Below are 26,567 nucleotides of genomic sequence, written 5' to 3' on the forward strand. Positions count from 1 at the left end.
CCGCCGGCCCGGCGCGCACGACCGGCACGACCGGCACGCCGGTACGACCGAGACCGGCCGAGACGGCCAGCACAGCCGTTGCGACCGGCAGGGGCACCCGGGGCTCACCGCACCGGGTGCCCCTGCCGCGTTCGGTCGGGCGTCGGGAGGCCGAGCGTCGCGAGGCCGGGGCGTCGCTGCGCCGCGCCCACGTCGTGGCGCTGGGGCGTGAGGCGTCGCCGTGTCCGGGCGTTGCAGGAGCGGAACGGGAACGCTGCCGCCGACGTGCGCGAGCCGCAGTCGGTGTGCGCGAGCCGCACTCGGGGGCGCGGACGCCTCACGGTGCACGCGGACACCGCTCGGTGCGCGCGCACGCTGCTCGGTACGAGCAGGTGGGCGCCCGTACCGGGACTGGCATCGGGCCGGAGGACGGGGTACCGGCGGATGCCCCGCGTCGGCCGGGCCCCGGGTCGGCCGGGCCCCGGGTCGGCCGGGCCGCGCGTCGGCGAGAAGACCCCCTGAAGGCGCGCCGCCGGCCCGGAGAACCGGGTGAGAAGCCCGCGGGACCTGCGTCCGGACCCCGTCGTGAGCCCATCAGGCCCGGCCAGGCGCCCTGCCACCCCCCGGTGCACCCGTTCGGCGTGGCGGTTACAGTAGCCAGAAACCGCGCCGGAAGCGGTTCCATGGAGCGCCGGGAAGTCTGGTCGGCACACAGTTCGTGCTGCCCACCGACCAGAGGACCACCCCGTGACCCCGCCCCACACCCCCCGCCCCAGCAAGGCCTTCGGACGCCTCTCGCTGCCCGAGCGGACCTTCATCACGGACGCGCTGCGGACCGAGACCGTCGGCGGGGTCCTGCTGCTCCTCGCCGCCGTCGCCGCCCTGATCTGGGCGAACGTTCCCGCGCTGAGCGACAGCTACACGAGCGTCAGCGACTTCCACTTCGGCCCGGAGGCGCTCGGCCTCGACCTCTCCGTCGCCCACTGGGCCGCCGACGGACTGCTCGCGATCTTCTTCTTCGTCGCCGGCGTCGAACTGAAACGGGAACTGGTCGCGGGCGACCTACGCGACCCCCGGGCCGCCGCGCTCCCGGTCGTCGCCGCCCTCTGCGGCATGGCCGCACCGGCGATCGTCTACACGATCACCAGCTCGGCCGGCGGCGGATCACTCGCCGGCTGGGCCGTGCCGACCGCCACCGACATCGCCTTCGCCCTCGCCGTCCTCGCGGTCATCGGCACGTCCCTGCCGAGCGCCCTGCGCGCCTTCCTGCTCACGCTCGCCGTGGTGGACGACCTGTTCGCGATCCTCATCATCGCGGTCTTCTTCACCGAGAGCCTCAACTTCGCCGCGCTCGGCGGTGCCGCCCTGAGCCTGGGCCTCTTCTGGTTCCTGCTCCGCAAGGGCGTGCGCGGGTGGTACGTGTACGTGCCCCTCGCGCTGGTCGTCTGGGGGCTGATGTACAACAGCGGCATCCACGCGACCATCGCCGGTGTCGCCATGGGCCTGATGCTCCGCTGTCACCGTCGCGAGGGTGAGGAGAGCTCTCCGGGGGAGCGCGTGGAGCACCTCGTCCGGCCTGTGTCGGCGGGCCTTGCGGTGCCGTTGTTCGCCCTGTTCAGCGCCGGGGTGACGGTCTCCGGAAGTGCGCTCGCCGACGTGTTCACCACTCCGGAGACGCTCGGCGTGGTGCTCGGGCTCGTCGTCGGCAAGACGGTCGGTATCTTCGGCGGCACCTGGCTGACGGCCCGCTTCACCCGGGCCTCCCTCAGCGACGACCTCGCCTGGCCCGACGTCTTCGCCGTGGCCAGCCTGGCCGGGATCGGCTTCACCGTCTCCCTGCTCATCGGTGAACTCGCCTTCGCCGGCGACGCGTCCATGACCGACCGGGTCAAGGCCGCCGTCCTGACCGGCTCGCTCATCGCCACCGTCCTGGCCACCGTCCTGCTGAAGCTGCGCAACGCCAAGTACCGCAGGCTGGAGGAGGCGGAGAACCGCGACGAGGACGCGAGCGGTGTGCCGGACATCTACGAGGAGGACGACCCGGAGTACCACGTGCGCATGGCGGAGATCCACGAGCGGAAGGCCGCGGAGCACCGGCGACTCGCCGAGGAGAAGGCCGCGGCGCGCCACGGGCTTGCGGAAGTGGCGGGCGGGGCAGGCGAGGAGCACGACCGTCCGGCATGATCTGACGAGACGGTACAAAAGTCGGACGCGCCTCGGTCCGGCAGCAAGCGGTTGGCTCTCGGGCTCGAACGCTCGCCGCCGGACAGGAGCGGTCGGGGTGCGACGGACGCCGAACCGGTGGAAGCGGGAACGTCGGGCCACCCGGACCGGGCGGTCGGACCACCGCACCGGACGGGCCGGAGTCACCGGACCGAACGCAGCACCGGTGCGTGCGGCCCGGCGGGCCGGACGGACGACCGGTTCGCGGTGGCGGGCCGGCGGACGACCGGTCGACGTCGACCGGCTCGGCTCCACCCGGCACGGACCGTCGGACGGCAGACTGCACCGTGGCCACGGCACGCAGTACGTACGCAGGAGAGGGAGACCGCGATGAGCGCACCCGACGGCAGCCCGGTCGGCGCCGAACGCAGCGTCGGCCAGCTGTTCGCCTCGGCGACGGCGGAAATGTCGGCGCTGGTGCACGACGAGATCGCGCTGGCGAAGGCGCAGCTCAAACAGGACGTGAAGCGGGGAGCAGCCAGCGGCGGAGCGATGTCGCTGGCCGGACTGATCCTCGTGTTCTCCCTGCCGATGCTGAATTTCGCGCTGGCGTACGGCATCCACACCTGGAGCAAGTGGAACCTCGCCCTCTGCTTCCTGCTGTCCTTCGCGGCGAACGTGCTCGTCGCGCTGGTACTCGTCCTGATCGGCGTGGTCTTCGCGAAGAAGGCGAAGAAGGGCCGCGGACCGCAGAAGGTCGCCGCTTCGATGAAGGAGACGGCGGGCGTGCTGCAGAAGGCCAAGCCGCACCCGCGTCCGGCCCTCCCCGAGAACCGGGGCCCCGAAGCCATCGAGGCTGTGGCACGCTCGTCCTCATGACGGGCCCTTCCACACCACCGGCGCAGTCGCCCTCGGCGCAGCCCCCCTCGGCGCAACCCGCCTCGGTCGTCCGCATCGACGTGCCCGGCGGCGCACGGGTGACCCACCGGGACGTCGCGGCCAACGGCGCGCGCTTCCACATCGCGGAAATGGGCGACGGGCCACTGGTGCTGTTGCTGCACGGCTTCCCGCAGTTCTGGTGGACCTGGCGGCACCAGCTGCCCGCGCTCGCCGACGCCGGCTTCCGGGCCGTCGCCATGGACCTGCGGGGCGTCGGCGGCAGCGACCGTACCCCGCGCGGCTACGACCCGGCCAACCTGGCGCTGGACATCACCGGAGTGATCCGTTCCCTGGGCGAGCCGGACGCCGCCCTGGTGGGGCACGACCTGGGCGGCTTCCTGGCGTGGACGGCGGCCGCGATGCGGCCCAAGCTGGTCCGGCGGCTGGCGGTCGCGTCCATGCCCCATCCGCGGCGGTGGCGCTCGGCGCTGGTGGCCGACGTCCGCCAGTCGGCCGCGCTGTCCCACATCTGGGGGTTCCAGCGGCCCTGGGTCCCCGAACGGCAGCTCACCGCCGACGACGGGGCCCTCGTCGCCCGGCTCATCCGCGAGTGGTCCGGACCGCGCCCGGCCGACGAGGAGGCGTTGGAGGTCTACCGCCGCGCCATGTGCATCCCCTCCACGGCGCACTGCTCCGTGGAACCGTACCGCTGGATGGTGCGCTCCCTGGCCCGCCCGGACGGCATCCAGTTCAACCGCAGGATGAAGCGTCCGGTGCGGGTGCCCACCCTGCATCTCCACGGCTCGCTCGACCCGGTGGTCCGCACCAGGAGCGCGGCCGGTTCGGGGCAGTACGTCGAGGCTCCGTACCGCTGGCGGTTGTTCGACGGGCTCGGACACTTTCCACACGAAGAGGATCCGGTCGCCTTCTCAACCGAACTGATCAATTGGCTGAAGGATCCGGAACCGGATCGGTGACCGTACGGCCACTCCCCGCATGTTTTCCCCAACACCTGCCCCACGAGCGGCCACTTGCCCGGCGCATAGGCCAATTGGGCGCGCGGGAAGCGGTTATCGACCATGGGGCGGGGGCAGACGTCCGGGTATGGGCTGGACGCACGACTACAGTGACGCAAGCCGCAAGCGCCGTTCGGCGAGCGGTGTGGGCTCTCACCAGCGAGGCGGTGCACCGCAGATGGCAGGTATGGCAGGTGTCGCAGGGACCGACCCTCAAGTGGGTATTCCGCGCATCCTGCGCCGCCGGGCCCGCTGGGTCTCCGTCCGCCTCCGCCAACCACGCGGCTGACCAACACCTCGATCTCCTCGGACGCCTGGCCGTTCACACGCCTGAGCGGCCTGGGCTCCAGGGCGCCTGGACGCCTGCTTCAGGGGACCCGCACCCGTGGTACGCGCACGGCGCCACACGCGGCCGGACCGCTCCGGGGGCCCGACTCCCGCACACCTCCGGGCAGCGGTCGCACGCGTTGATCGTGTGCGGTAAGCGGTAAACGGAATGCCCGGAACGCCTCACTGAGGGCCAGGGACCGCAAGGAGTCGGGGCGGCGCCTCCTCTTGGCTTCCGTCGCGGCCTGATGCGGGACGTGAGCAGGAGTCGAGCCTGAGGGCAGGTCAGGACCCCGGCTGCGCACAGGTGGTGGAGCCCGACGGCACGTCCGTCCGGCGGGACGACCGCCCCCGGGACCAGGCACCCGGAGTCGCTCACCCGGCGATCCCGGGCCCGGGCCGGGCCGTCCCGTTCAGGCCGCCGCCCCGTTCCAGCCGTCCCGGCTCGGGGCGCCCCGTTTCGCGGCATGTGGCCGCCATCGGGCAGCCGGCTGTCAGGGCGTCGAGACGTCGGGGAGTCGGTGCGCCGTGGCGTCGAGACGGCGGGCAGTCAGCGCCTCAGGGGACCGTCGGGGCATCGGGTCATACGGCCATCAGGAGGCCGATACGTCCCTCCGTCCCGCTCACAGCGCGCAGTTGTCGCTGTCGACCTGCTGGTTCGCGGTGCGCCCCTTGGCGATGTCTTCCTCGATCTCGTCCACCGTCAGCGCGTAGCCCGTCTCGGCGTCGTCCAGCGACTTCGCGAAGATCACGCCGTAGACCTCGCCCTCGGGCGTCAGCAGGGGGCCGCCGGAGTTGCCCTGACGTACGGTCGCGTACAGGGAGTAGACGTCGCGGCGGACGGTGCCCCGGTGGTAGATGTCCGGACCGTTGGCCGTGATCCGGCCGCGCACCCGGGCCGACCGGACGTCGTACGCACCGTTCTCGGGGAACCCGGCGACGATCGCGCTGTCGCCGCTGCTCGCGTCCTCGGTCGTGAACCGCAGTGCGGGCGCCTTCATGTCGGGCACGTCGAGGACGGCGATGTCGCGCTCCCAGTCGTAGAGGACGACCGTCGCGTCGTACTTGCGGCCCTCGCCGCCTATCTGGACGGTGGGTTCGTCGACTCCCCCGACGACGTGCGCGTTGGTCATGACGCGGCGCTCGTCGAAGACGAAACCGGTGCCCTCCAGCACTTTGCCGCAGCGCTCGGCGGTGCCCATGACCTTGACGATGGACCGCTGCGCGCGCTCCGCCACCGGGCTGCCCGCGAGCGCCGGGTCGGGCGGACGGACGTTCTTGATCGGCTCGTTGGCGAACGGGCTGAAGACCTGCGGGAAGCCGTTCTGTGCGAGGACGGAGGAGAAGTCGGCGAACCAGGTGTCGGCCTGGTCGGGCAGCGCCCGTGCGACGCCGAGCAGCACCTTGGAGCTGCGGACCTCCTTGCCGAGCGTCGGCAGCGTGGTCCCCGCGAGGGCCGAGCCGATCAGCCAGGCCACCAGCAGCATCGCCACCACGTTGACCAGGGCGCCGCCGGTGGCGTCCAGCGCGCGGGCCGGGGACCAGGTGATGTAGCGGCGCAGCTTGTTGCCGAGATGGGTCGTCAGGGCCTGGCCGATGGAGGCGCAGACTATGACGACGACGATGGCCACGACGGCTGCGGTGGTGCTGACCTCGGCGTTGTCCGTCAGCGCGTCCCAGATGACCGGCAGGGCGTAGACGGCGACGAGACCGCCGCCCAGGAAACCGATCACCGACAGGATGCCGACGACGAACCCCTGGCGGTAGCCGACGACGGCGAACCACACGGCGGCCACCAGCAGCAGGATGTCCAGCACGTTCACCGATTCAAGCCTCGCCTCGTCACTCCGGTCGCTTCGGCACGGCCGGAATCCGGAAGCGAGGGCGGGGCGGACACACCACCCTCGCAGGCCCCCGAAGAGCACGGCACGGCGAACAGCCTGTCATGACCGCCAGTCCAGCGGGACCTGCTTGTCCCGGTTCCACGGGCGCTCCCACCCGGCGAAGTGCAGCAGCCGGTCGATGATCCCGGCCGTGAAGCCCCACACCAGGGCCGATTCGACCAGAAATGCCGGACCGGTGTAGCCGCTGGGGTGGACCGTGGTGGCCCGGTTGTCCGGATCCGTGAGATCCGCCACGGGGACCGTGAAGACGCGTGCCGTCTCGTTCGGGTCGACCACGCCCACCGGGCTCGGGGCCCGCCACCAGCCCAGAACGGGAGCGACCACGAAGTCGCTGACGGGGATGTACAGCTTCGGCAGCGCACCGAACAGCTGGACGCCGGCCGGGTCCAGCCCGGTCTCCTCCTCGGCCTCGCGCAGCGCGGCTCGCAGCGGCCCGTCGGCCTGCGGGTCGCCGTCCTCGGGGTCGAGGGCACCACCGGGGAAGGCCGGCTGGCCCGCATGGGACCGCAGCGAACTCGCGCGTTCCATCAGCAGCAGCTCGGGGCCGCGACGCCCCTCACCGAACAGGACCAGGACGGCGGACTGGCGGCCCGCGCCGTCCTCCGGCGGCAGGAAGCGGCTGAGCTGCCTCGGCGCGACCGTCTCGGCCGCCCGCGCCACCGGGTCGAGCCAGGAGGGCAGACCTTCCCTACGGAGCGCCACCCGGTCGTCCCGGGCCCCGCTCACCTGCATCTTCGCCACCCCCCTCGTCCGGGCCCGATCCGGTCCGGGCGTCCCCTCACCTGCGCTTCGCCGTGGGCGTACGACCCTGAGCACCCTCGCGGGCGTGGTCGGCCGTACCGCCACGCGTGCTCCGGTACGGCTGCTACGACGTGCCCACGGTCGCGTGGCCGTCGTGACCGTGCCCCTCGTGACCGGGCCGGGCCGGGCAGCGAGCCCGTAGCGGGTGGGCGCGCGGCAGCCCGTCGCCGAGCGTGCGGCGACCGCTCGGGGGCGTTCCGGTGGGCGCCGCCGGACGGGACCGGCTGCCGTCCCGTCCATGCCTCCGGTCCGTGCCCCAGCGGGTGCCCCTCGCCGCCCGCATCGTCCACGTCGTCCACGTCCACCTCCGCACCGATGCCCGCGTCCGGCTCAGCGGCCGAGCCGGCGTGCGCGTCCGCGTCCCACGGGGTCAACGCCCGGTGCCCCCGGTTTCGTTCCTCGGGCGGCTCGCCTGCCCACCCGGCTGCTCCGTCACCCGGCGCCCAGCGGCGGAGCGGGACGGCCTCCCGCGTCCAGGTACGACTGCGGTGGGTTCAGCCGCTGACCCGGCAGGCCGGCCTTCTCGTACTTCAACAGCTTCCTGGCCTTCTCCGGGTCCGTCTCGCCCTCGCCGTACGCCGGGCAGAGCGGTGCGATCGGGCAGGCCCCGCAGGCCGGCTTGCGGGCGTGGCAGATCCGGCGGCCGTGCCAGATCACGTGGTGGGAGAGGTCCGTCCAGTCGCTCTTGGGGAAGAGCGCGCCGACGGCCGCCTCGATCTTGTCCGGGTCGGTCTCGTCGGTCCAGCCCCAGCGGCGCACCAGGCGCTGGAAGTGGGTGTCCACGGTGATCCCTGGACGCCCGAAGGCGTTGCCGAGCACGACGAAGGCGGTCTTGCGGCCGACACCGGGCAGTTTGACCAGGTCCTCCAGCCGGCCCGGCACCTCTCCGCCGAAGTCCTCCGCCAGGGCCTTCGACAGCCCTATGACCGACTTCGTCTTGGCGCGGAAGAAGCCCGTGGGGCGCAGGATCTCCTCCACCTCCTCGGGATCGGCCGCGGCCAGGTCCTCGGGGGTGGGGTACTTCGCGAACAGCGCCGGAGTCGTCTGGTTGACGCGCAGGTCGGTGGTCTGGGCCGACAGCACCGTGGCGACGACGAGTTGGAAGGGGTTCTCGAAGTCCAACTCCGGGTGCGCGTACGGGTAGACCTCGGCGAGCTCGCGGTTGATCCGCCGGGCGCGACGAACCAGGGCGGTACGGGACTCGCCCCGGGGAGCGCCGACGACGGTCCTGGTCTGCGCGCCCTTCACCGCCACGGCCGCCTTCTTCGGCGCCACGACCGGCTTCTTCGCGGCCGGCGCCTTCTTCACGGGCGGGGCTTTTTGGGCGGGCGCCTTCTTGACGGGTGCCTTCTTGGCAGGTGCCTTTCGGGCTGTGGCTGCCTTCTTGGCCGTGGGTGCCTTGTTGGCGTCCGCCTTGTTGGGTGCGGGTGCCGTCTTGGCTGCGTCCGTCTTCTTGGGTGCGGGTGCCGTCTTGGCTGCGTCCGTCTTCTTGGGCGCAGGTGCCGTTTTCGCCGCGGGTGCCTTCTTCGCGGACGGCGTCTTCTTCGTCGCGGGTGCCTTCCGGGCGCCGGGCTTCTTCACCGGCGCGCTCCTGGTCGCTTCGACCGGTTCCGCGGATTTCCTTCCGCCATCGGGGCCCTGTTCGCCCACAGCGGAATCACGACGTACCTCCACCCGCGCAGCCCCCTCGGCCTGTGCTCTCACCGGCGATTTGGACACCCGGCCAGCCTACGACCCGGCACCGACATCCGCCCCGGACACCGAAGATCGGCGCCCAATCGGACCCCTGCCGCGTACCCCGACTGCACGGTGCGGCATCCTTGTGACAGATCACACTGTTTGGACTGTCCGGCAAAATGGGCACCACGGTCCCCTGGTACTAGGGGGAACATGATCCCCTGAGCAGGTCGACAAGGAGAGAACTCGTGGACGACGTTCTGCGGCGGAACCCGCTCTTCGCGGCGCTCGATGACGAGCAGGCCGCGGAGCTTCGCGCCTCCATGAGTGAGGTGACCCTGGCGAGGGGTGACTCACTGTTCCACGAAGGCGACCCGGGTGACCGGCTCTACGTGGTCACCGAGGGCAAGGTCAAGCTCCACCGCACCTCGCCCGACGGCCGCGAGAACATGCTGGCCGTCGTCGGCCCCGGAGAGCTGATCGGCGAGCTGTCGCTGTTCGACCCGGGCCCCCGCACCGCCACGGCGACGGCACTGACCGAGGTCAAGCTGCTCGGCCTCGGTCACAACGACCTCACCCCCTGGCTGAGCGCCCGCCCCGAGGTCGCCACGGCACTGCTGCGGGCCGTCGCCCGTCGCCTCCGCAAGACCAACGACGCCATGTCGGACCTGGTCTTCTCGGACGTCCCGGGCCGCGTGGCGCGCGCCCTGCTGGACCTCTCCCGCCGCTTCGGCGTGCAGTCCGAGGAGGGCATCCACGTCGTGCACGACCTGACGCAGGAGGAGCTGGCCCAGCTGGTCGGCGCCTCGCGCGAGACGGTCAACAAGGCACTGGCGGACTTCGCCCAGCGCGGCTGGCTCCGTCTGGAGGCCCGTGCGGTGATCCTCCTGGACGTCGAGCGCCTCGCCAAGCGCTCGCGCTGACGCCTCCCGGGCGGTCGGCGGCTCCTGCCGCCCCAGCAACGGCAGCTGCGGCCGCTGCTGGGGCTGCTGCGGCTCCGTCCGACGGGGCCGAGCCCGTCCGTCGCGTCACCGACCACCGTCACGTCACCCGTCCGGCCCAGCTGAGGGCCTCGGTTTCCTGCGCGCGCCGGCCGACCACCGCTGTCGGGCGGCGCGTGGGCCGTCGTACGCCCACCGCTCAGTTCTCCGGGAACGGCCCACCGTTCCGTCCGGATCGGATCGGATCGGATCGGGAGAGGTTCGATCGAAGGGAATCCGATCGAAATAGATCGGATCGGTTGGAATCGGATCGGAGCCGGCCTTCAGATCAGACCGTGCTCCTGGAGGTACTCCAGCTGCGCCCGCACGGAGAGCTCCGCCGCGGGCCAGAGCGAGCGGTCCACGTCGGCGTACACGTGGGCGACGACCTCGGACGGGGTGCGGTGGCCGTTCTCGACGGCCGTCTCCACCTGGGCGAGGCGGTTGGCGCGGTGCGCCAGGTAGAACTCCACGGCCCCCTGGGCGTCCTCCAGGACGGGGCCGTGCCCCGGCAGGACCGTGCGGACGCCGTCGTCCACGGTCAGTGAGCGCAGCCGGCGCAGCGAGTCCAGGTAGTCGCCGAGACGGCCGTCCGGATGGGCCACGACGGTCGTACCGCGGCCCAGGACGGTGTCGCCGGTCAGCACCGCGCGGTCGGCGGGCAGGTGGAAGCAGAGGGAGTCGGAGGTGTGACCGGGCGTGGGAACGACGCGCAGTTCCAGGCCCCCCACCGCGACGACGTCCCCGGCGGCCAGGCCCTCGTCGCCCAGCCTCAGCGCCGGATCCAGTGCCCGCACGTTGGTGCCGGTCAGCTCGGCGAAGCGGGCGGCGCCCTCGGCGTGGTCGGGGTGGCCGTGCGTCAGCAGGGTGAGCGCGACACGCTTGCCGGCCTGCTCGGCCGTACCGACGACGTGCCGCAGGTGGCCGTCGTCCAGCGGGCCCGGGTCGACCACGACCGCCAGGTCGGAGTCGGGTTCGGACAGGATCCAGGTATTGGTGCCGTCCAGCGTCATGGCCGAGGCGTTGGGGGCGAGCACGTTGACCGCGCGTGCGGTCGCCGGTCCGGAGAGGACTCCGCCGCGCGGCTGTCCGGGAAGGGCTGCGGCATCCGTCATACGGCGGCTCCACCGTTCGGGACGTCCGAAGCCTCCGGGACGGCCTGACTGACGAGAGTGTCCGGTGCACCCGGGGTGCTCGGGATGTGCTGGGTGAACTCGTCGTGCCCGGGCCAGGAGAGCACGATCCGCCCCTCCTCCAGACGCGCGGTGGCCAGCACCGGCGTAAGATCCCGTTCGGGCGCCCCCGCGAGCGTCTGCGCGACCGTGTCGTACTCCATGAGCTGGCGCAAGGTGGCGATGGTGGGGGGCATCATCAGCAACTCGCCCCGGTCGTAACCGGCGGCCGCCTCGCGCGGGGTGATCCACACCGTGCGGTCGGCCTCCGTCGAGGCGTTGCGGGTCCGCTGGCCCTCGGGCAGCGCGGCGACGAAGAACCAGGTGTCGTAGCGGCGCGACTCGAACTCGGGGGTGATCCAGCGCGTCCAGGCGCCGAGCAGGTCCGAGCGGAGCACCAGCCCGCGGCGGTCCAGGAACTCCGCGAAGGACGTCTCCCGCGCGACCAGCGCCGCCCGGTCCGCCTCCCAGTCGTCGCCCGTGGTGTCCCCCACCACCGAGTCCGGAGTGGGACCGGCCAGCAGCACACCGGCCTCCTCGTACGTCTCCCGCACGGCCGCGCACACGATCGCCTGGGCCACCGTCTCGTCGACGCCGAGCCGCTCCGCCCACCAGGTGCGCAACGGCCCGGCCCAGCGGACGTGCCGGTCGTCGTCCCGCGGGTCGACCCCGCCGCCGGGATAGGCGTAGGCACCGCCCGCGAACGCCATGGAGGCGCGCCGGCGCAGCATGTGGACCACCGGACCCGTGCCGGTGTCCTTGAGGAGCATGACGGTGGCCGCCCGCTTGGGCACGACCGGCGTGAGACTGCCGTCCGTGAGCGCACGGATCCGGTCCGGCCACTCAGGGGGGTACCACTGCCCGTCGGCCTGCACATTCGCCATGGGCGGAGGCTATCCCGTGGCGGGCGGATGTTCGAGTGCCCCTGGGGGCGGGGGCTGCCCCGGGGGCACGTGGGGCCCGGGACGGCAGCGCGGCAGGAGGGCGGGGCTCAGGTGCGCGAGGCCCGGGTGCGTGGGGGGCTCAGGTGGCAGGTGGGAGGGGGCGGGCACGCCGGGAGGCGGCACACGGGCACGGACACGTGCACGGACACGGGACCAGCGCGGCGCCGGAACGAACCAGGAACGGAACGAACCGGGAACGAGACGAACGGGCCGGGAGTGGTCCAGGCACGGGCCGGAAACTGGCTGAGCGCGAGCCGGGCGGAAGCAGCCCGCCCGATGCGTTCCGGGAGGGGTCAACCCGCCCGGGTACCTTCCGGGCCGACGCGCCGGTCGGGACGGGCGCCTGAGAGGGCGGGCGGGCGAGCGTACGGAGCGGGGACGGCGGACTCCGCCCGTGACGACCGGGCTCCGTAGGCGACCGGGCCCTGCGGGCAGCCGGGCGCCGTGGGAGTCCGGCCCGGTCGCACGGTCGGTCGGCATGCTCCGGGAGCGGCCCGGCTTCCCTGCACCGCCCGGCTCGACGCATCGCCCGGCTCCGTGGAACACCCGGCCCGTTCCGTGGGCCACCCGGCTCCGCGAACCCCGGCTCCGTCGTCGTACGGGGCGCGCACCCGCGGTCACCACGGCCCCACCGAGGTGCGGGCGATGCGGTGGCCCGGGGTCGCGGTCCGGCGCGGAGCCGGGCTTCCGGGGAGGGGTCTACGCCTCCGTCAGCTCCACCTGGACCTCGACCTCGACGGGTGCGTCCAGCGGCAGCACCGCGACGCCCACCGCGCTGCGGGCGTGCACGCCCTTGTCGCCGAGGACCTCGGCCAGCAGCTCGCTGGCACCGTTGACGACGCCGGGCTGGCCCGTGAAGTCCGGGGCGGAGGCCACGAAGCCCACCAGCTTCACCACCCGGGCGACGCGGTCCAGGTCACCGGCGACGGACTTCACGGCGGCGAGGGCGTTGAGCGCACAGGTGCGGGCCAGGCCCTTCGCCTCCTCCGGCGTCACCTCGCCGCCGACCTTGCCGGTGAGCGGCAGCTCACCGTCCACGATGGGGAGCTGGCCGGACGTGAAGACGTACCGTCCGGTCACCACGGCAGGCTGGTACGCGGCGAGCGGAGGAACGACCTCCGGCAGGCTCAGGCCGAGCTCGGACAGCTTCGCCTCGACCGCGCTCATGCCTGCTTCTCCCGCTTCAGATAGGCCACCAGCTGCTCGGGGTTGTTCGGCCCGGGCACGACCTGGACGAGCTCCCAGCCGTCCTCGCCCCAGGTGTCCAGAATCTGCTTCGTGGCATGGACGAGCAGCGGCACAGTCGCGTATTCCCACTTGGTCATGGCGCCGACTCTAACCCCTGCCGCGTGCGCCCTCGCAGCGACGGGAGCGCACACGTGGCAGCCGGTCTCCGGACGCCACGGACCGGCACCGTCCGGACCGTGAGGCCGGACCCGAGCCCAGGCCGATCCATCGCCGGGCCGACGCCAGACCCAGGCCGAGCCGTCGCCGGGCCAAGGCCGAGCCGTCGCCGGACCGAGGCCGGACACCGGTCGCGCCGGCGATCGCGCGGCTGCTCGAAGGAAACACCCACGGACCGCGGCACCACCCGACAGGGTGCCCGGGGGCGGGCGCCCGGAAGGGCGCTCAGCCAGGACGCCAGGAGGGCGAGGGAGGACGCAGGGTGTGGCAACTGCCACCCGGAGCCGCCGGGGCGCGCGCGGAGCAATTAGGCTCGAAGGCGTGAGCAGGCTCCAGGTCGTCAGTGGCAAGGGCGGTACCGGCAAGACCACGGTGGCCGCGGCCCTCGCGCTGGCCCTGGCCACGGAGGGGAAGCGGACGCTCCTCGTCGAGGTCGAGGGCCGCCAGGGCATCGCACAGCTCTTCGAAACGGAGGCGTTGCCGTACGAGGAGCGGAAGATCGCCGTCGCACCCGGGGGCGGGGAGGTGTACGCACTCGCCATCGACGCGGAACGGGCCCTTCTGGACTACCTCCAGATGTTCTACAAGATGGGCAGCGCCGGGAGAGCCCTGAAGAAGCTCGGGGCGATCGACTTCGCGACCACCATCGCGCCCGGCGTGCGGGACGTCCTGCTGACCGGCAAGGCCTGTGAGGCGGTGCGGCGCAAGGACCGTGCCGGACGGTTCGTCTACGACTACGTCGTGATGGACGCTCCGCCGACCGGTCGCATCACCCGCTTCCTCAACGTCAACGACGAGGTGGCCGGACTCGCCAAGATCGGGCCGATACACCATCAGGCGCAGGCCGTGATGCGGGTGCTGAAGTCCTCCGAGACGGCCGTGCACCTGGTGACGCTGCTGGAGGAGATGCCGGTCCAGGAGACCGCGGACGGCATCGCCGAGCTGCGGGCGGCGCGGCTGCCCGTGGGGCGGGTCATCGTGAACATGGTCCGGCCGAGGGTGCTGGAGGAGGCGGACCTGGAACTCGTCGAGAGCGTCCCGCGTTCTTCCCTCGCACGGTCGTTGTCGTCCGCCGGCCTCGGCGGTGCGCGGCGCGGAGGGCACGCCGAGCGGCTGGTGGACCCCCTGCTCGCCCAGGCGGAGGAGTACGCCGAGCGGTTCGCGCTGGAGACGGAACAGCGCGCCGTCCTGGCCGACCTCGGCCTGCCGCTGCACGAACTGCCGCTGCTCGCGGAGGGGATGGACCTGGCGGGCCTGTACCAGCTGGCCCGGAACCTGCGCGGGCAGGGCGTGTCATGAGGCGTGCCCTCGGGTACGCGTGCCCGGCCGGTGCGGGGCGCCCGGATGCCGGTCTCCGCGGCAGGTCGAACGCGACGGGCACCCGGGCCGTCGGCACCGGTCCCGGCCCCACCGGCGTCCGGAACGGAACCGGCGTCGGCTGCCGGGCCGGTGAGAGCAACGGCGCCGAGGAGAGGAACCGCACCGGGGAGAGGCCCCGCGCCGGGGAGAGGAACGGCGCCGGGACCGCAAGCAGCCGTACGGACCGGAAGCAGGGGATGTCATGAGCCGTAGTCCGGAGCCGCCGCCCGGTCGCGCCGACGCGCACGCGCCCGACGCGGCCCGCCGTCATCTGTCGCCCACGCGCACGCTCGACATCGATCCCCTGCTCGAGGACCCGGGCACGCGGATCGTGGTCTGCTGCGGTGCGGGCGGTGTCGGCAAGACGACGACGGCTGCCGCTCTCGGTCTGCGTGCGGCGGAGCGGGGGCGCAAGGTCGTGGTGCTCACCATCGACCCGGCCCGTCGGCTCGCCCAGTCCATGGGCATCGACTCACTCGACAACACCCCGCGCCGGGTCAAGGGGATCGACGACTCGGCCGGCGGCGAACTGCACGCGATGATGCTCGACATGAAGCGCACCTTCGACGAGATCGTCGAGGCGCACGCGGATCCGGAGCGGGCCGCCGCGATCCTGGGCAACCCCTTCTACCAGTCGCTCTCCGCCGGTTTCGCCGGCACGCAGGAGTACATGGCGATGGAGAAGCTGGGACAGCTGCGGTCGCGCGACGAGTGGGACCTGATCATCGTCGACACCCCGCCCTCCCGTTCCGCGCTGGACTTCCTCGACGCGCCGAAGCGGCTCGGGTCCTTCCTGGACGGCAGGCTCATCCGGGTCCTGCTGGCCCCGGCGAAGGTCGGCGGCCGGGCGGGCATGAAGTTCCTCAACGTCGGCATGTCGATGATGACCGGCGTGCTGGGCAAGCTGCTCGGCGGTCAGCTGCTGAAGGACGTCCAGACGTTCATCGCGGCCATGGACTCCATGTTCGGCGGGTTCCGGACGCGGGCGGACGCCACGTACAAGCTGCTCCAGGCACCCGGCACGGCCTTCCTGGTGGTGGCCGCGCCGGAGCGGGACGCGCTGCGCGAGGCGGCGTACTTCGTCGAACGGCTCGCCGCGGAGGACATGCCGCTCGCCGGTCTGGTCCTCAACCGGGTGCACGGCAGCGGCGCCGACACGTTGTCCGCGGAGCGGGCGCTGGCCGCCGCGGAAAATCTTGTGGACTCCGGCATTGTGGATCAGGAGGACGGGAAAGCCTCTCTTCGTAACTCCCCCGACCCGTACGACAGTTCAGCACACCCAGACCAATCGGCCAGTCCAGGGGCTCCGGTTTCCTCTCCCGCTACCGGAGCCGCAGCAGTGGATGCCGACCGCGCCCCAGGCTCCCCCGCCGACGCGGACGACACCCCGGACCACGCCGCGCGGGACGAGGCGTTCGCCGCCGACGGCGGAGGCGAGCGCACGACCGAGGACCGGACGCCTCAGGGGCGGACCCCTGAGGAGCGGACCTCCGAGAAGCGGTCCTCGGACGAGCAGACCGCGGACGAGCAGACCTCGGACGAGCAGTCCGTCGACCGGCTCGCCGCCGGGTTGCTGAGGCTGCACGCCGAGCGCATGCAGCTGCTCTCGCGTGAGCAGCGGACGCGTGACCGCTTCACCGCGCTCCACCCGGAAGTGGCGGTGACGGAGGTGGCCGCGCTGCCCGGCGACGTGCACGACCTCGCGGGGCTGCGGGACATCGGTGACCGCCTGGCGGCCCACCGGCCGGAGCTGCCCGAGACCCCGGCCTGACCTGCGCACACCCGAGACGGGTGAACGACCGAGTGAACGACGACCCCGCAGACCGCGGCCGGCGGCGGGCGTTCCGCATGCCGAGAACGGCGATACGGCCCTGCGGCGCAACGGGCGGCACGGCACCTGGCGGCGGCCCGCCACACGCCGGTCAGCCCGTTGAGTTGACGTCCACGACGGCCGGCGCACCTACGACCGGCGGGTCGGCGAACGCTCGCACCCCCGGCCGCGACCGACCACCACCGGCACACGCAGAAGCGACACCTGGACCCACCCGCAAGACCGTTCCGCAGGGCCGCCCCAGGACCGACGTGTCTTCCCGGCCTGCACGACCAGTGGCGGACGACCGGCGGGCGCGCCCCGACGGTCACCGTGCTCAACGGGAACCAGGAACCGCGCCCTGCACCACGCCCCACGATCGGCCCGTCCGGACCCACGATCGGCCCTGTACGGGACCCAACGGAACCGGACCTACCAGGACCGAGAACCCCCCGAGGGTCCTCGTCCGTCAGCCCACCGCCGCGTAGTTCTCGTACACCTCTTCCTCACCGAGCGCCACGACGCCCGCACCGCGCTCGTACTCCATGCGCGCGGTCTCCAGCAGGCGGCGCCAGGAGGTCACGGTCGGACGCCGGCGCAGCAGCGCACGGCGCTCACGTTCCGTCATGCCTCCCCACACGCCGAACTCGACGCGGTTGTCCAGCGCGTCGGCGAGGCACTCCGTGCGCACCGGACATCCGGTGCACACCGCCTTGGCCCTGTTCTGCGCTGCTCCCTGAACGAACAGTTCATCCGGATCAGTAGTGCGGCAGGCGGCCTGCGCACTCCAGTCGGTAACCCAGCCCATACCGGCGCCGTCCTCTCCCGAATCGAGGCTCCCCCACGGCGGCAGCGGCATATTCACCGCCGCCAGTTGAGGACGTTACGGAAGGCGGGCACAGCGCAACACCCCCAGCGGGCCCAATCTTGAATGGTCCGAACGGACTATGGGTAAGCGGCAGATCACCCGGGGGAGTGAGCTGGCGACATGCGCGGCATTTCAGGCAATCCAGGGCGGTTGTGCGGGGCCACAACGGGCACCAAGTGACACACGAGGCGGATCCGGACACACGCTCAACACGCCTCGACAGAGAAAGTCGAGCAGATCCGGAACGATTCGGGGTCGCCGGACGTATTGATACATGGCCTCACTGCTGTGACAGTTGAGAGCAGCTTAGGCCAACGCCTGTCCGGTTGTCCGGCGAATCAGAACGTAGACGCCTGCCGTCGCCCTGCCATCGCCCTGCCGTCAAGCCGTCCGGCGCCGAACGGCGAGGACAGCCGCCGAGAACAGCGCCGAGGACGGCGACTCGGGCAGGGAGCGATCCCGGGCGGAGCGTGGGGAACGCGGAGAGCGGGGAACACCGAGCCGCGAACGCCGAGCGGGACTCTCACGACCGCACGGACAAGCCGCTCCCCGCCGGCGCGGCGAGAACGTCGGAGATCAAGTCCGTCGCACCGAACCCGCACGCCACCGGTAGCCGTGTGGGGTGGGCCACCGGCTCACACCTCCCGGCGTCCCGCCCCACCCGGCACACCGGCACCCCACCCCCACCCCCGTCCCCCACACGTACCCCTCACCACCTCGCCACAACGGGCACACACACCCGGCTCACGCCCCCGATGCCGGTCCGTCCGCGGCCCCCACGCCAGGTCACACGGGCCCGCCACCCCCGTCGGATGTCACGGTCCGGTACGCGAACGCTCCGACGGACCCCAGCTCCTGCGGAATGCTTATCACTACGGATTAGGCTGCACTCATGCCAAAGAAGCGCTCGGGCGGTGGTCTGTCACCCACACAGCAGGCCGCCAAGTTCGTCGGTGTCAGTGTCCTCGCAGGAGCGGTCCTGGCCGGCCTCGCGCTGCCGGCCGTCGGGGCACTCGGCCTCGCCGCCAAGGGGTCGGTCGAGAGCTTCGACGAGCTCCCGGCCAACCTGAAGACGCCACCGCTGAGCCAGCGCACCACGATCCTCGACGCCAAGGGCGGCCAGATCGCGACCGTCTACTCGCGTGACCGCACGGTGGTCGACCTCAAGGACATCTCGCCGTACATGCAGAAGGCGATCGTCGCGATCGAGGACTCACGTTTCTACGAGCACGGCGCGGTCGACCTGAAGGGCGTGCTGCGCGCGCTCAACCGCAACGCGCAGACCGGCGGTGTCGCCGAGGGTGCGTCCACGCTGACGCAGCAGTACGTGAAGAACGTGTTCGTCGAGGAGGCCGGCGACGACCCGACGAAGGTCGCGCAGGCCACCCAGCAGACCCTGGGCCGCAAGATCCGCGAGCTGAAGTTCGCGATCCAGGTCGAGGAGGAGCTGGGCAAGAAGAAGATCCTCGAGAACTACCTGAACATCACCTTCTTCGGTCAGCAGGCGTACGGCGTGGAGGCCGCCAGCCAGCGTTACTTCTCGAAGTCCGCCAAGGACCTGGAGCTGCACGAGGCCGCGTTGCTGGCCGGCATCGTCCAGTCGCCGAGCCGCTACGACCCGGTCAACGACGAGGCGGAGGCCACCAAGCGGCGCAACGTCGTCCTGCAGCGGATGGCCGAGGTGGGCGACGTCTCCCAGGAGGAGGCGGACAAGGCCGCCGAGGCCCCGCTGGGGCTCAAGGTCAGCAAGCCGAACAACGGCTGCATCACCGCCGCCAAGGGCGCCGGTTTCTTCTGCGACTACGTGCGCGAGGTGTTCCTCAACGACCCGGTCTTCGGCAAGACCAAGGAGGACCGGGCGAAGATCTGGAACCGCGGCGGCCTGACCATCCGGACGACGATGGACCCGCAGGCGCAGGAGTCCGTCCAGGCGTCGGTCAAGAACCACGTCAACCAGAAGGACGAGGTGGCGACCGCCGCCACGATCGTCGAACCCGGCACCGGCAAGATCCTGGCGATGGGCCAGTCCCGGCCCTACGGCATCGACGTCAAGAAGAACGAGACGACGATCAACCTGTCGGTGGACGACGCCATGGGCGGCGGCGCGGGCTACCAGCCCGGTTCCACGTTCAAGCCGATCGTGGCCGCGGCGGCGATCGAGGGCGGGATGCCCCCCACGAAGTCGTACGCCTCGCCGTACAAGATGGACTACCCGACGCCGGTCGCGGCGTGCGACGGCCGGACGTGGAACGAGAAGGGCGTCCCGGTCGAGAACGAGAACGAGTCGGAGGTCGGCCCCTACAGCATGAAGGAGGCCACCGCCAAGTCGGTCAACACGTACTACATCGAGTTGATCAGCGAGATCGGCATCTGCCCGGTGACGGAGATGGCCAAGAAGATGGGCGTCGAGCGCGCCGACGGCGGGAAGATGCAGCAGGCGCCGTCGATCGCCCTCGGCACGCAGGAGATGTCACCGCTGACCATGGCGAACGGCTACGCCACCTTCGCCGCGCGGGGCATGCACTGCACGCCGATCGCCATCGAGTCGATCAGCCAGCGGGTCGGTGAGAAGAACAAGTCGCTGCCGGTCCCGAAGTCGACCTGCTCGCGGGCGATGTCCGAGAAGACGGCCGACACCATCAACACGCTGCTGCGGGGCGTCGTCGAGGACGGCACGGGTACGCAGGCCGGCCTCGGCAGCCGTCCCAGCGCGGGCAAGACCGGTACCACGGACTTCCGCTACGCCGCCTGGTTCGTGGGATACACCCCGAACATGGCCGGCGCCGTCTGGGTCGGCGACCCGGCGCACAAGCGCAGGATGGTCAACATCTCCATCGGCGGCAACTGGCACAGCAAGGTCTTCGGCGGCCAGGTCCCCGGCCCGATCTGGCGCGACATGATGAACGGCGCCCTGCAGGGCAAGGAGGCCCCCGACTTCACCGTCGTGGACATCCCGGACGACCGCAAGGACGACCGTGACCGGGACCGCGACGAGGACGACGACCGCCGGGACCGCGACGACGGCAACAACGGTGACAACGGCGGCTTCCTCGGCGGCCTGATCGGCGGCGGCAACGGTAACGGGGGGAACGGCGGCGGGAACGGCGGCCCCGGAACCAACGGCGGCGGCGAGCCGGACCCGACCTTCTCCATCCCGGAGGGCTTCATCCAGGGTCCGGGCCAGGGCCCGGGAGGCCGACGCTGATCCGGCTGTGACCGGACACCCCTCGGGCCCGACAACTGCGGCCCCTGCGGCCCGTCGCGCGCGTGCGCGGCGGGCCGCGGTGTCGTCACGGGGTGGTTCACGTCGGGCACGTCGCCGCGCCACTCAAAAAGCCCGCTCAACGGGCACCGGCCCAACGAATGCCGGGCAAACGAGCGCCGACCCACCGGCCCCGCCACCACCGGTACCGCCCCACCTGCATCAGCCAACCGGCATCAGCCAACCGGCATCGGCCAACCGACTCCCGGCAGAGCGATCCCCCGCGAACTCCGATCAGCGCAGCCGCCCGCGGGCGACGGTGAGTGGCCTCCCTCCCGCACGGAGCGGGCCCACCCTCCGAAGCCGAGGTCGGCACCGGCAGGGCGGGGAGCGGAGTCCTGCGCGGCTCAGCCGGCGAGCAGCTTCTTCACCACGGCCGCGACGCGACCGCCCTCGGCCTGACCGGCCACCTTCAGGTTCACGATCTTCATGACCGCACCCATCGCCCGCGGACCCTCGGCACCCGCTGCCCTGGCCTCCTCGACGGCCTGGGCGACGATCGCGTCCAGCTCCTCGTCGGAGAGCTGCTTGGGCAGGTACTGGGCCAGCACCTCGCCCTCCGCCCGCTCCCGCTCGGCCTGCTCGGCACGACCACCCTGCGCGAAGGCCTCGGCCGCCTCACGGCGCTTCTTCGCCTCGCGGGTGATCACCTTCTGCACCTCGTCGTCCGAGAGCTCGCGCTTCTCCTTGCCCGCGACCTCTTCCTTGGTGATCGCGGTGAGCGTCAGCCGGAGCGTCGAGGAGCGCAGCTCGTCGCGCCCCCTGATCGCGGCGTTGAGGTCATCCTGCAGCTTCGACTTGAGCGTGGTCATGCCCTGATTCTCGCAGGTACCGGGGCGCCCACGCTCCCCCATTTCGCCCCAGCCCATCCGGCCCCTCGCTCACCGACGCCGCCGGACAGCACCACCCGGCCCGACCGGACAGCACCGCCCGGCCACCGGACCGCCTCCCCGTCCGCTGCCGAGCACCCGCCTCGGGCTCGGAGCGACAGGTCGGGCGCGGAGCGACAGGTCGGGCGCGGGCTGGCGGAGCCGGGTGCGGACCGGCGAGTGGATACGAGGCACCGAGTCGGGTGCGGACCGGCGAGTGGATACGAGGCACCGGAGTTGGCCTCGGGGTACAGAGGGGGCCCGGGGCACCGGAGTGGGGCCCGAAGCGCCGGAGTCGGTCCCGGTGCAACGAAGTTGGCGGTGGCGACCGGGGCGACCAGGCGGACGGGCGGTATCCGCCGTCTGACACGATGGAGACATGCGCGCGCGATACGGGATCCCCCTGGGAATCACGGCGGCCGGTGCCGCCGGACTGCTGTACGCGGCGGGCTTCGAGGCCCGCTCGTTCCGCCTGCGGCGGGTGACGATCCCCGTCCTGCCCTCCGGGATGCGTCCGCTGCGCGTGCTGCAGGTCTCCGACATCCACCTGGTCAGCGGCCAGCGCAAGAAGCAGCGGTGGCTGCGTTCCCTGGCGGGCCTGCGCCCCGACTTCGTGATCAACACCGGCGACAACCTCTCCGACACGGAGGGCGTGCCGGAGGTCCTGGACGCCCTCGGACCGCTGATGGAGTTCCCGGGCGCCTACGTCTTCGGCTCCAACGACTACTACGGCCCGAAGCTGCGCAACCCCGCGCGCTACCTCGTCGAGAAGGTCCAGGGGCGCCACGGCCTCAACGGCAACGCCCCCGCCGTGGGCGCCATCCACAACCCGTGGGAGGACATGCGGGACGGCTTCGACGCGGCAGGCTGGCTCAACCTCACCAACACCCGGGGCACGCTGAAGATCGAGGGCATGTCGATCGAGCTGACCGGCCTGGACGACCCCCACATCAAGCGGGACCGCTACGACGAGGTCGCGGGCGGCCCGTCGGCCGGCGTGGACTTCTCGATGGGCGTCGTCCACGCCCCGTACCTGCGCGTCCTGGACTCGTTCACCGCCGACGGCTACCCCCTGATCCTGGCCGGCCACACCCACGGCGGCCAGCTCTGCATCCCCTTCTACGGCGCCCTGGTCACCAACTGCGATCTGGACACCGACCGCGTCAAGGGCCTGTCCACGCACACCTCCGGCGGCCACACCTCCTACCTGCACGTCTCGGCGGGCTGCGGCACCAACCGCTACACGCCGGTCCGCGTCGCCTGCCCACCGGAGGCGACGCTGATGACGCTGGTCGCGCGGTGACGCCCGCGACGCCGGTCGCTCGCTGAAGCTCACGACGAACCTGGTCGCGCCGCACCGCTGACGACAACGCTCGCGTGCCGAGGCCGAGGGCGCGGCACTCAAGCATGCCAGCCCGGGCGGCGTCGACCGGGCACCCCCGATGACCAGTCCCGTACCCCCTACCGATACACCCTTAACCCGACCGGTCCACCCCATATCGCCCCGACCGGGTGATATGCCCACGCTGGGTGCATGACCGCACCGATACCCCGGGAGATACCGGGCCTCCCCGCCGTCCCCGTGAAGAGGCCCGCACTTCTCCCCTCCCCGGTCCCGGCACGCGCCGTCATGGCCCCGGTCCGCCGCCCGTGGGCAGCGGCGTACCGCCTCACCCTGGCGCTGGCCGCCACGGCATCGGTGACCGTGCAGGTGATGCTCGGCAGCCCCGCCCTGGTGCTCAGCCACTTCGCCGCCCAGAGCGCCGCCCTGCTGGCCCTCGTCAGCCTCGCCTCCGCCCGCCGCTCCTGGACCGGCCGCCGGCCACTCCCGGGCGCGGTGACCGGCGCGGCCCTGCTCTACGCGCTGATCACGGGGCTGGTCCACCACCTCCTCCTGGCGGACACGAACCCTGCCCTCCCCCTGCCGGACAACACCTCACTCCCGGCCACGATCGCCGCCCACATCCTCCACACCGCCCTGCCCCTTGCGGCGCTCCTGGACTGGCTGATCCTCACCCCGCCGGCCCGCACCCACCTCCGCCAGACGGCCACCTGGATGCTCTACCCACTGGCCTACCTCGCCTTCTCCCTGGCCCGGGGCGAGCTCCTCCCCACCCACCCTGCCCGCTACCTCCACCCCTTCCTCGACGTCACCCAGCACGGCTACAAGGGCGTCCTCGGCAACGCCCTCCTCCTCGGCCTGGCCTTCTACGCCCTGGCCGTCCTCCTGGTCGCCGTGGACCACACCCGCCCGAACCCCGTCCGCCGCCGCCCCAAAACCGGATTTCGCCTCCGGGCACCAGTGGGCTAAAGTAAACGTCGTCGCCGCGACAGCAGCGACATCGGGGTGTGGCGCAGCTTGGCAGCGCGCTTCGTTCGGGACGAAGAGGTCGTGGGTTCAAATCCCGCCACCCCGACAGTGAAGTACCAGGTCAGGGGCCTGATCCGCGAAGGCGGGTCGGGCCCCTGCTGCTGTGAGTGACTAACTGCGTGACTACGGTCTGACCATCGCCAGATCACCATGAGGGCAACCAGACGTGCGTGACGCACGCGTGGGCACCGACCACCCGACGCGTGAGCTAGGCCGCACGGGTCGGAGCGCAGGGTGGCAACTAAGACTGTCACCCATGACGCACGCCACATACCGTCAAGAGCTCGTGACACGATCTTGCTAAGACGTCCTGGTGGGCCGTGACCGGTGTGAGGACTCGGCCGTCCGTGAGGGTGAGACTACTCGGCCGTGGATCGTAGACGATGACTTGTGGGCGCTGATCGAACCGTTACTGCCGTCGTGGCCGGAGAAGGCGCCGGGGCCACGACCGGTGGCGGACCGGCTCTGCCTGCAGGGCATCCTGTACGTCCTCCACAACGACATGTCCTGGCAACTCCTCTCCCTGGAGCTGGAGTTTGGCTCCGGGCGGACCTGCTGGCGCCGGCTGGACCGGTGGCAGAAAGTAGGAGTCTTCGACCGGCTGCCCGCTCATTCTCCGAACGCAACCGCAGTGACTTCGCGTTCCAGTTTCGCCCGGTGGAACTCGTAGGTCTCAATGTCGGAGACTTTGATTAGCGCGCAGAAGCGCTTGACCGAGGACAGACGTCGCGCTACTTGAGCGTATTCACGCCGCAGGAAGTGGATCGCGGCCAGGTTGGCCACCGATGTCTGCCCGACCACAAGGAAAACTGGGCAAGCAGACTCAACGGGCGTGAACTTCGCGACAAGGGCGTACTCATGGTTACCCCGGTCGAACAGGAACTTCTCCCCACCGACCTCGATGGCCACCGAATCAGGGCTGTTATCGTCGTACGGATGAATGACGACCCCTGGAAGGTGGGCGGCTAGGTGGCCGCCGGTGCGGAGGTTGGAACCTCCAATAGGCCCACCAACACAGAATTCGGTGCGGTCACCGTTACTGCCGCGAAAGTTACCGGACTCCACCGAGACGTGACAGTCCAACTCGCCAGCAAGTAGGGCCAGTTCCACAACCGCCTGCACGTCCCGGTAATGTGCAGTACCGGGCGAGTTGTACTTATTGCCCAGTATGAACAAGCAGGTCTGCCCAGGCCGAACGCCGAAGAATGCCGCCCTCTTATTTACCGCCCGAGCACGCTTAGCTCGCTCCCAAAACCAGACGAACGCGCCGCCGAGCAAGCTGGTCACCAGTCCGATCGCAATGTTCGCGAGCACCGACTGAATCACGCTCCCCCCTCTCCGGGCAGCATCGTTTCACGGCCGGGCGGTGTCGCACCACAGGGGCCCTCTCCCCACTCCTCCGGATCAAGCAGATCCAGTGAGCCCTTTGCAACCCATCTCTGAAGTGCGGCAGTTGGGCTGACAACATGGTGAAGCCCCTGGTAGATGGGTTTTCGACCAAGAGAACCGTCTCCACCAAAGGCTTCACGTGCTTGTCCACCCGTCGGGCGTCGACGTGTCCAGCTCCGCCCTCCGTTTCCTCACGCAGCAGTTGCGGCGGCATCGCCGTGCGTTCGGTTCCCGTTGGCGGCGCCTGAGTGCCGGCCGCCAGGCCCTGCTGACACTCGCCCATCTGCGGGTGGGGCACACGCACGCCCAGCTCGCGGCCGGGTTCGGCGTCGGAACCACGACGACCTACCGCTCTGTCACCTAGGCTGTCCAACTCCTGGTCACCCTCGCCCCCAGCCTGGCCGACGTGGTGCGGACTGCGCCGATGAAGGCGTCGCTGATCCCGGACGGCACGCTGCTGCCGATCGACCGCATTGCCGCAGACCGGCCGTTCCGCTCCGGCAGGCACAAGAGGCACGGGATGAACATGCAGGGCATCGCAGACCCCTTCGGCCGACTGCTATGGGCCTCACCGGCCCTGCCCGTCGCCGTCCACGACATCCGCGCGGCCCGCGAACACGGCATCGTCGACGCCCTCGCCGAGGCCGACATCACGTGCTGGGCCGACAAGGGCCACCGGGGCGCCGGCAGCACGGTCCGCACCCCGTGCTGGGGACGGTGGGAGACCCTGTCCACCGGCCGGCAGGCGGTGAACCGGTCCCACGCGAAGATCCGCGCACTCGTCGAACAGGCCGTCGCCACCCTCAAGTCCTGGCGACTCCTCCGCAAACTGCGGTGCTCAACCACCCGGATCACCAGCCGCGTCCAGGCCGTCCTCACCCTTCATCTGACCAGATCAGACCGATGATGGGAAAGCCTCAGTTCCCGCGTCACCTGCGCGAACGCGGCCTGACCGGTGTCCATCTGGTCATCTCCGACAGCCACAGCGGCCTGGTCAAAGCGATCCGCAAGGTCATGCTCGGCGCCGCCTGGCAAAGGTGCCGGGTCCACTTCGTCCGCAACGTCTTCGCCGTCATCCCGAAAGGCTCGGCGGAGATGGTCGCCGCCACGATCCGCACCGTCTTCGCCCAGCCCACCGCGGACGCGGTCCGCACCCAGCTCGACACGGTCGCCGACATGCTCGGCCGACAGTTTCCGAAGGTCAGAGAGATGCTGCTGCAGGCCAAGGAGGACCTGACCGCGTTCGCGGACTTCCCCCACCAGCACTGGAAGAAGATCTAGTCCCAAGGCCGTGAAGTTTGCGGCTGGGGCGTGTCGTCAAGGGCCTGCGGGCGCGAGGATTTCGATGCCGGTGGTGGCTTTGTAGCTGGTCCGGTCGATGCGGGGGCCTCGG

21 protein-coding genes, 1 tRNA gene and 2 pseudogenes are annotated in these 26,567 nt (G+C 71.3%); 14 read left to right on the forward strand and 10 right to left on the reverse strand.

Annotation, left to right across the window (positions count from 1 at the left end; genetic code table 11):
- Positions 1–726: 726 nt before the first annotated feature.
- The 4 genes from nhaA (at position 727) to AC02VZ_RS19285 (ending at position 4,326) form a co-directional block, all read left to right on the forward strand.
- Positions 727–2,163 carry a Na+/H+ antiporter NhaA gene (gene nhaA / locus AC02VZ_RS19270; RefSeq protein ID WP_432054547.1) on the forward strand — a complete coding sequence of 479 codons (1,437 nt, stop codon included), beginning with the start codon at positions 727–729 and terminating at the stop codon, positions 2,161–2,163.
- 369 nt (positions 2,164–2,532) lie between these two features.
- Positions 2,533–3,021: a phage holin family protein gene (locus AC02VZ_RS19275; protein WP_432054548.1), complete on the forward strand. Its 489-nt coding sequence runs from the start codon at positions 2,533–2,535 to the stop codon at positions 3,019–3,021.
- Positions 3,018–3,998 carry an alpha/beta fold hydrolase gene (locus tag AC02VZ_RS19280; protein WP_432054549.1) on the forward strand — a complete coding sequence of 327 codons (981 nt, stop codon included), beginning with the start codon at positions 3,018–3,020 and terminating at the stop codon, positions 3,996–3,998. Before AC02VZ_RS19275 ends, AC02VZ_RS19280 begins: the two co-directional genes overlap by 4 nt.
- A 127-nt stretch (positions 3,999–4,125) precedes the next feature.
- Entirely contained in the window at positions 4,126–4,326 is a 201-nt protein-coding gene (locus tag AC02VZ_RS19285) for a hypothetical protein (RefSeq protein ID WP_362098421.1), read from the forward strand.
- A gap of 661 nt (positions 4,327–4,987) precedes the next feature.
- On the opposite strand, the gene AC02VZ_RS19290 is transcribed toward AC02VZ_RS19285, so the two are convergent.
- The 3 genes from AC02VZ_RS19290 to nth all read right to left on the reverse strand — a co-directional run bounded on the left by AC02VZ_RS19290 (position 4,988) and on the right by nth (position 8,650).
- Positions 4,988–6,187, reverse strand: a complete 1,200-nt coding sequence (locus tag AC02VZ_RS19290) for a MarP family serine protease (protein WP_476475968.1) — start codon at positions 6,185–6,187, stop codon at positions 4,988–4,990.
- A gap of 120 nt (positions 6,188–6,307) precedes the next feature.
- Positions 6,308–7,000, reverse strand: coding sequence for an NUDIX hydrolase (locus tag AC02VZ_RS19295; protein WP_476475982.1), 693 nt, complete (start codon positions 6,998–7,000; stop codon positions 6,308–6,310).
- A 501-nt stretch (positions 7,001–7,501) separates the two neighbouring features.
- The gene (gene nth, locus AC02VZ_RS19300; protein ID WP_476475969.1) at positions 7,502–8,650 is read right to left on the reverse strand and encodes an endonuclease III; all 1,149 of its coding nucleotides are present in this window, start codon (positions 8,648–8,650) and stop codon (positions 7,502–7,504) included.
- Positions 8,651–8,994: 344 nt separating this feature from the next.
- Between nth and AC02VZ_RS19305 the strand changes: the two genes are divergently transcribed.
- Entirely contained in the window at positions 8,995–9,669 is a 675-nt protein-coding gene (locus tag AC02VZ_RS19305; protein ID WP_164334673.1) for a Crp/Fnr family transcriptional regulator, read from the forward strand.
- A 341-nt stretch (positions 9,670–10,010) separates the two neighbouring features.
- On the opposite strand, the gene AC02VZ_RS19310 is transcribed toward AC02VZ_RS19305, so the two are convergent.
- The 4 genes from AC02VZ_RS19310 to AC02VZ_RS19325 form a co-directional block, all read right to left on the reverse strand.
- Positions 10,011–10,841 carry an MBL fold metallo-hydrolase gene (locus tag AC02VZ_RS19310; RefSeq protein WP_476475970.1) on the reverse strand — a complete coding sequence of 277 codons (831 nt, stop codon included), beginning with the start codon at positions 10,839–10,841 and terminating at the stop codon, positions 10,011–10,013.
- Complete coding sequence (locus AC02VZ_RS19315) at positions 10,838–11,782, reverse strand: NUDIX hydrolase (RefSeq protein ID WP_476475971.1); 945 nt, start codon at positions 11,780–11,782, stop codon at positions 10,838–10,840. The genes AC02VZ_RS19310 and AC02VZ_RS19315 overlap by 4 nt, the downstream gene beginning before the upstream one ends.
- 759 nt (positions 11,783–12,541) lie before the next feature.
- Positions 12,542–13,009 carry a RidA family protein gene (locus AC02VZ_RS19320; RefSeq protein ID WP_476475972.1) on the reverse strand — a complete coding sequence of 156 codons (468 nt, stop codon included), beginning with the start codon at positions 13,007–13,009 and terminating at the stop codon, positions 12,542–12,544.
- Positions 13,006–13,167 (reverse strand): DUF4177 domain-containing protein, encoded by a 162-nt coding sequence (locus AC02VZ_RS19325; protein WP_003975360.1) that lies wholly within the window; start codon positions 13,165–13,167, stop codon positions 13,006–13,008. The genes AC02VZ_RS19320 and AC02VZ_RS19325 overlap by 4 nt, the downstream gene beginning before the upstream one ends.
- A 400-nt stretch (positions 13,168–13,567) precedes the next feature.
- Here AC02VZ_RS19325 and bagA point away from each other — a divergent pair, with 400 nt between their 5' ends.
- Both bagA and bagB read left to right on the forward strand, forming a co-directional pair.
- Positions 13,568–14,545, forward strand: coding sequence for an ATPase BagA (gene bagA / locus AC02VZ_RS19330; RefSeq protein ID WP_432054555.1), 978 nt, complete (start codon positions 13,568–13,570; stop codon positions 14,543–14,545).
- A 262-nt stretch (positions 14,546–14,807) separates the two neighbouring features.
- Positions 14,808–16,376, forward strand: a complete 1,569-nt coding sequence (gene bagB / locus AC02VZ_RS19335) for an ATPase BagB (protein WP_476475973.1) — start codon at positions 14,808–14,810, stop codon at positions 16,374–16,376.
- A gap of 508 nt (positions 16,377–16,884) precedes the next feature.
- On the opposite strand, the gene AC02VZ_RS19340 is transcribed toward bagB, so the two are convergent.
- The gene (locus tag AC02VZ_RS19340; protein WP_476475974.1) at positions 16,885–17,223 is read right to left on the reverse strand and encodes a WhiB family transcriptional regulator; all 339 of its coding nucleotides are present in this window, start codon (positions 17,221–17,223) and stop codon (positions 16,885–16,887) included.
- 952 nt (positions 17,224–18,175) lie between these two features.
- Between AC02VZ_RS19340 and AC02VZ_RS19345 the strand changes: the two genes are divergently transcribed.
- Positions 18,176–20,488 carry a transglycosylase domain-containing protein gene (locus AC02VZ_RS19345; RefSeq protein ID WP_432054557.1) on the forward strand — a complete coding sequence of 771 codons (2,313 nt, stop codon included), beginning with the start codon at positions 18,176–18,178 and terminating at the stop codon, positions 20,486–20,488.
- A 404-nt stretch (positions 20,489–20,892) separates the two neighbouring features.
- On the opposite strand, the gene AC02VZ_RS19350 is transcribed toward AC02VZ_RS19345, so the two are convergent.
- Positions 20,893–21,357, reverse strand: a complete 465-nt coding sequence (locus AC02VZ_RS19350; RefSeq protein ID WP_476475975.1) for a GatB/YqeY domain-containing protein — start codon at positions 21,355–21,357, stop codon at positions 20,893–20,895.
- Between the two features lie 436 nt (positions 21,358–21,793).
- Between AC02VZ_RS19350 and AC02VZ_RS19355 the strand changes: the two genes are divergently transcribed.
- From AC02VZ_RS19355 to AC02VZ_RS19370, 4 genes are all read left to right on the forward strand, one after another.
- Complete coding sequence (locus tag AC02VZ_RS19355) at positions 21,794–22,717, forward strand: metallophosphoesterase (RefSeq protein ID WP_432054559.1); 924 nt, start codon at positions 21,794–21,796, stop codon at positions 22,715–22,717.
- Positions 22,718–22,948: 231 nt separating this feature from the next.
- Positions 22,949–23,725: a Pr6Pr family membrane protein gene (locus AC02VZ_RS19360; RefSeq protein WP_432054560.1), complete on the forward strand. Its 777-nt coding sequence runs from the start codon at positions 22,949–22,951 to the stop codon at positions 23,723–23,725.
- Between the two features lie 32 nt (positions 23,726–23,757).
- Positions 23,758–23,831, forward strand: a tRNA-Pro gene (locus tag AC02VZ_RS19365).
- A gap of 267 nt (positions 23,832–24,098) precedes the next feature.
- Positions 24,099–24,455 carry a transposase gene (locus tag AC02VZ_RS19370; RefSeq protein WP_476475976.1) on the forward strand — a complete coding sequence of 119 codons (357 nt, stop codon included), beginning with the start codon at positions 24,099–24,101 and terminating at the stop codon, positions 24,453–24,455.
- Here AC02VZ_RS19370 and AC02VZ_RS19375 read toward each other — a convergent pair.
- On the reverse strand, positions 24,395–25,111 hold the full coding sequence (locus AC02VZ_RS19375; protein ID WP_476475977.1) for a hypothetical protein: 717 nt from the start codon (positions 25,109–25,111) through the stop codon (positions 24,395–24,397). The two genes, AC02VZ_RS19370 and AC02VZ_RS19375, sit on opposite strands and share 61 nt — an antisense overlap.
- A gap of 202 nt (positions 25,112–25,313) precedes the next feature.
- Between AC02VZ_RS19375 and AC02VZ_RS19380 the strand changes: the two are divergent.
- Both AC02VZ_RS19380 and AC02VZ_RS19385 read left to right on the forward strand, forming a co-directional pair.
- A pseudogene (locus tag AC02VZ_RS19380) lies at positions 25,314–26,081 on the forward strand (transposase family protein).
- Positions 26,082–26,095: 14 nt separating this feature from the next.
- A pseudogene (locus AC02VZ_RS19385) lies at positions 26,096–26,452 on the forward strand (transposase); the annotation flags it as partial.
- Between the last annotated feature and the right edge of the window lie 115 nt (positions 26,453–26,567).

It is taken from the genome of Streptomyces sp. 3-6 (assembly GCF_056323165.1).

Bases quoted from the DNA above. Each gene is read 5' to 3' on its own strand.
- AC02VZ_RS19275 (WP_432054548.1), top strand. From the start codon at position 2,533: ATGAGCGCACCCGACGGCAGCCCGGTCGGCGCCGAACGCAGCGTCGGC.
- AC02VZ_RS19280 (WP_432054549.1), top strand. From the start codon at position 3,018: ATGACGGGCCCTTCCACACCACCGGCGCAGTCGCCCTCGGCGCAGCCC.
- AC02VZ_RS19285 (WP_362098421.1), top strand. From the start codon at position 4,126: ATGGGCTGGACGCACGACTACAGTGACGCAAGCCGCAAGCGCCGTTCG.
- AC02VZ_RS19295 (WP_476475982.1), bottom strand. From the start codon at position 7,000: ATGCAGGTGAGCGGGGCCCGGGACGACCGGGTGGCGCTCCGTAGGGAA.
- AC02VZ_RS19310 (WP_476475970.1), bottom strand. From the start codon at position 10,841: ATGACGGATGCCGCAGCCCTTCCCGGACAGCCGCGCGGCGGAGTCCTC.
- AC02VZ_RS19315 (WP_476475971.1), bottom strand. From the start codon at position 11,782: ATGGCGAATGTGCAGGCCGACGGGCAGTGGTACCCCCCTGAGTGGCCG.
- AC02VZ_RS19320 (WP_476475972.1), bottom strand. From the start codon at position 13,009: ATGAGCGCGGTCGAGGCGAAGCTGTCCGAGCTCGGCCTGAGCCTGCCG.
- AC02VZ_RS19325 (WP_003975360.1), bottom strand. From the start codon at position 13,167: ATGACCAAGTGGGAATACGCGACTGTGCCGCTGCTCGTCCATGCCACG.
- bagB (WP_476475973.1), top strand. From the start codon at position 14,808: ATGAGCCGTAGTCCGGAGCCGCCGCCCGGTCGCGCCGACGCGCACGCG.
- AC02VZ_RS19340 (WP_476475974.1), bottom strand. From the start codon at position 17,223: ATGGGCTGGGTTACCGACTGGAGTGCGCAGGCCGCCTGCCGCACTACT.
- AC02VZ_RS19345 (WP_432054557.1), top strand. From the start codon at position 18,176: ATGCCAAAGAAGCGCTCGGGCGGTGGTCTGTCACCCACACAGCAGGCC.
- AC02VZ_RS19350 (WP_476475975.1), bottom strand. From the start codon at position 21,357: ATGACCACGCTCAAGTCGAAGCTGCAGGATGACCTCAACGCCGCGATC.
- AC02VZ_RS19355 (WP_432054559.1), top strand. From the start codon at position 21,794: ATGCGCGCGCGATACGGGATCCCCCTGGGAATCACGGCGGCCGGTGCC.
- AC02VZ_RS19360 (WP_432054560.1), top strand. From the start codon at position 22,949: ATGACCGCACCGATACCCCGGGAGATACCGGGCCTCCCCGCCGTCCCC.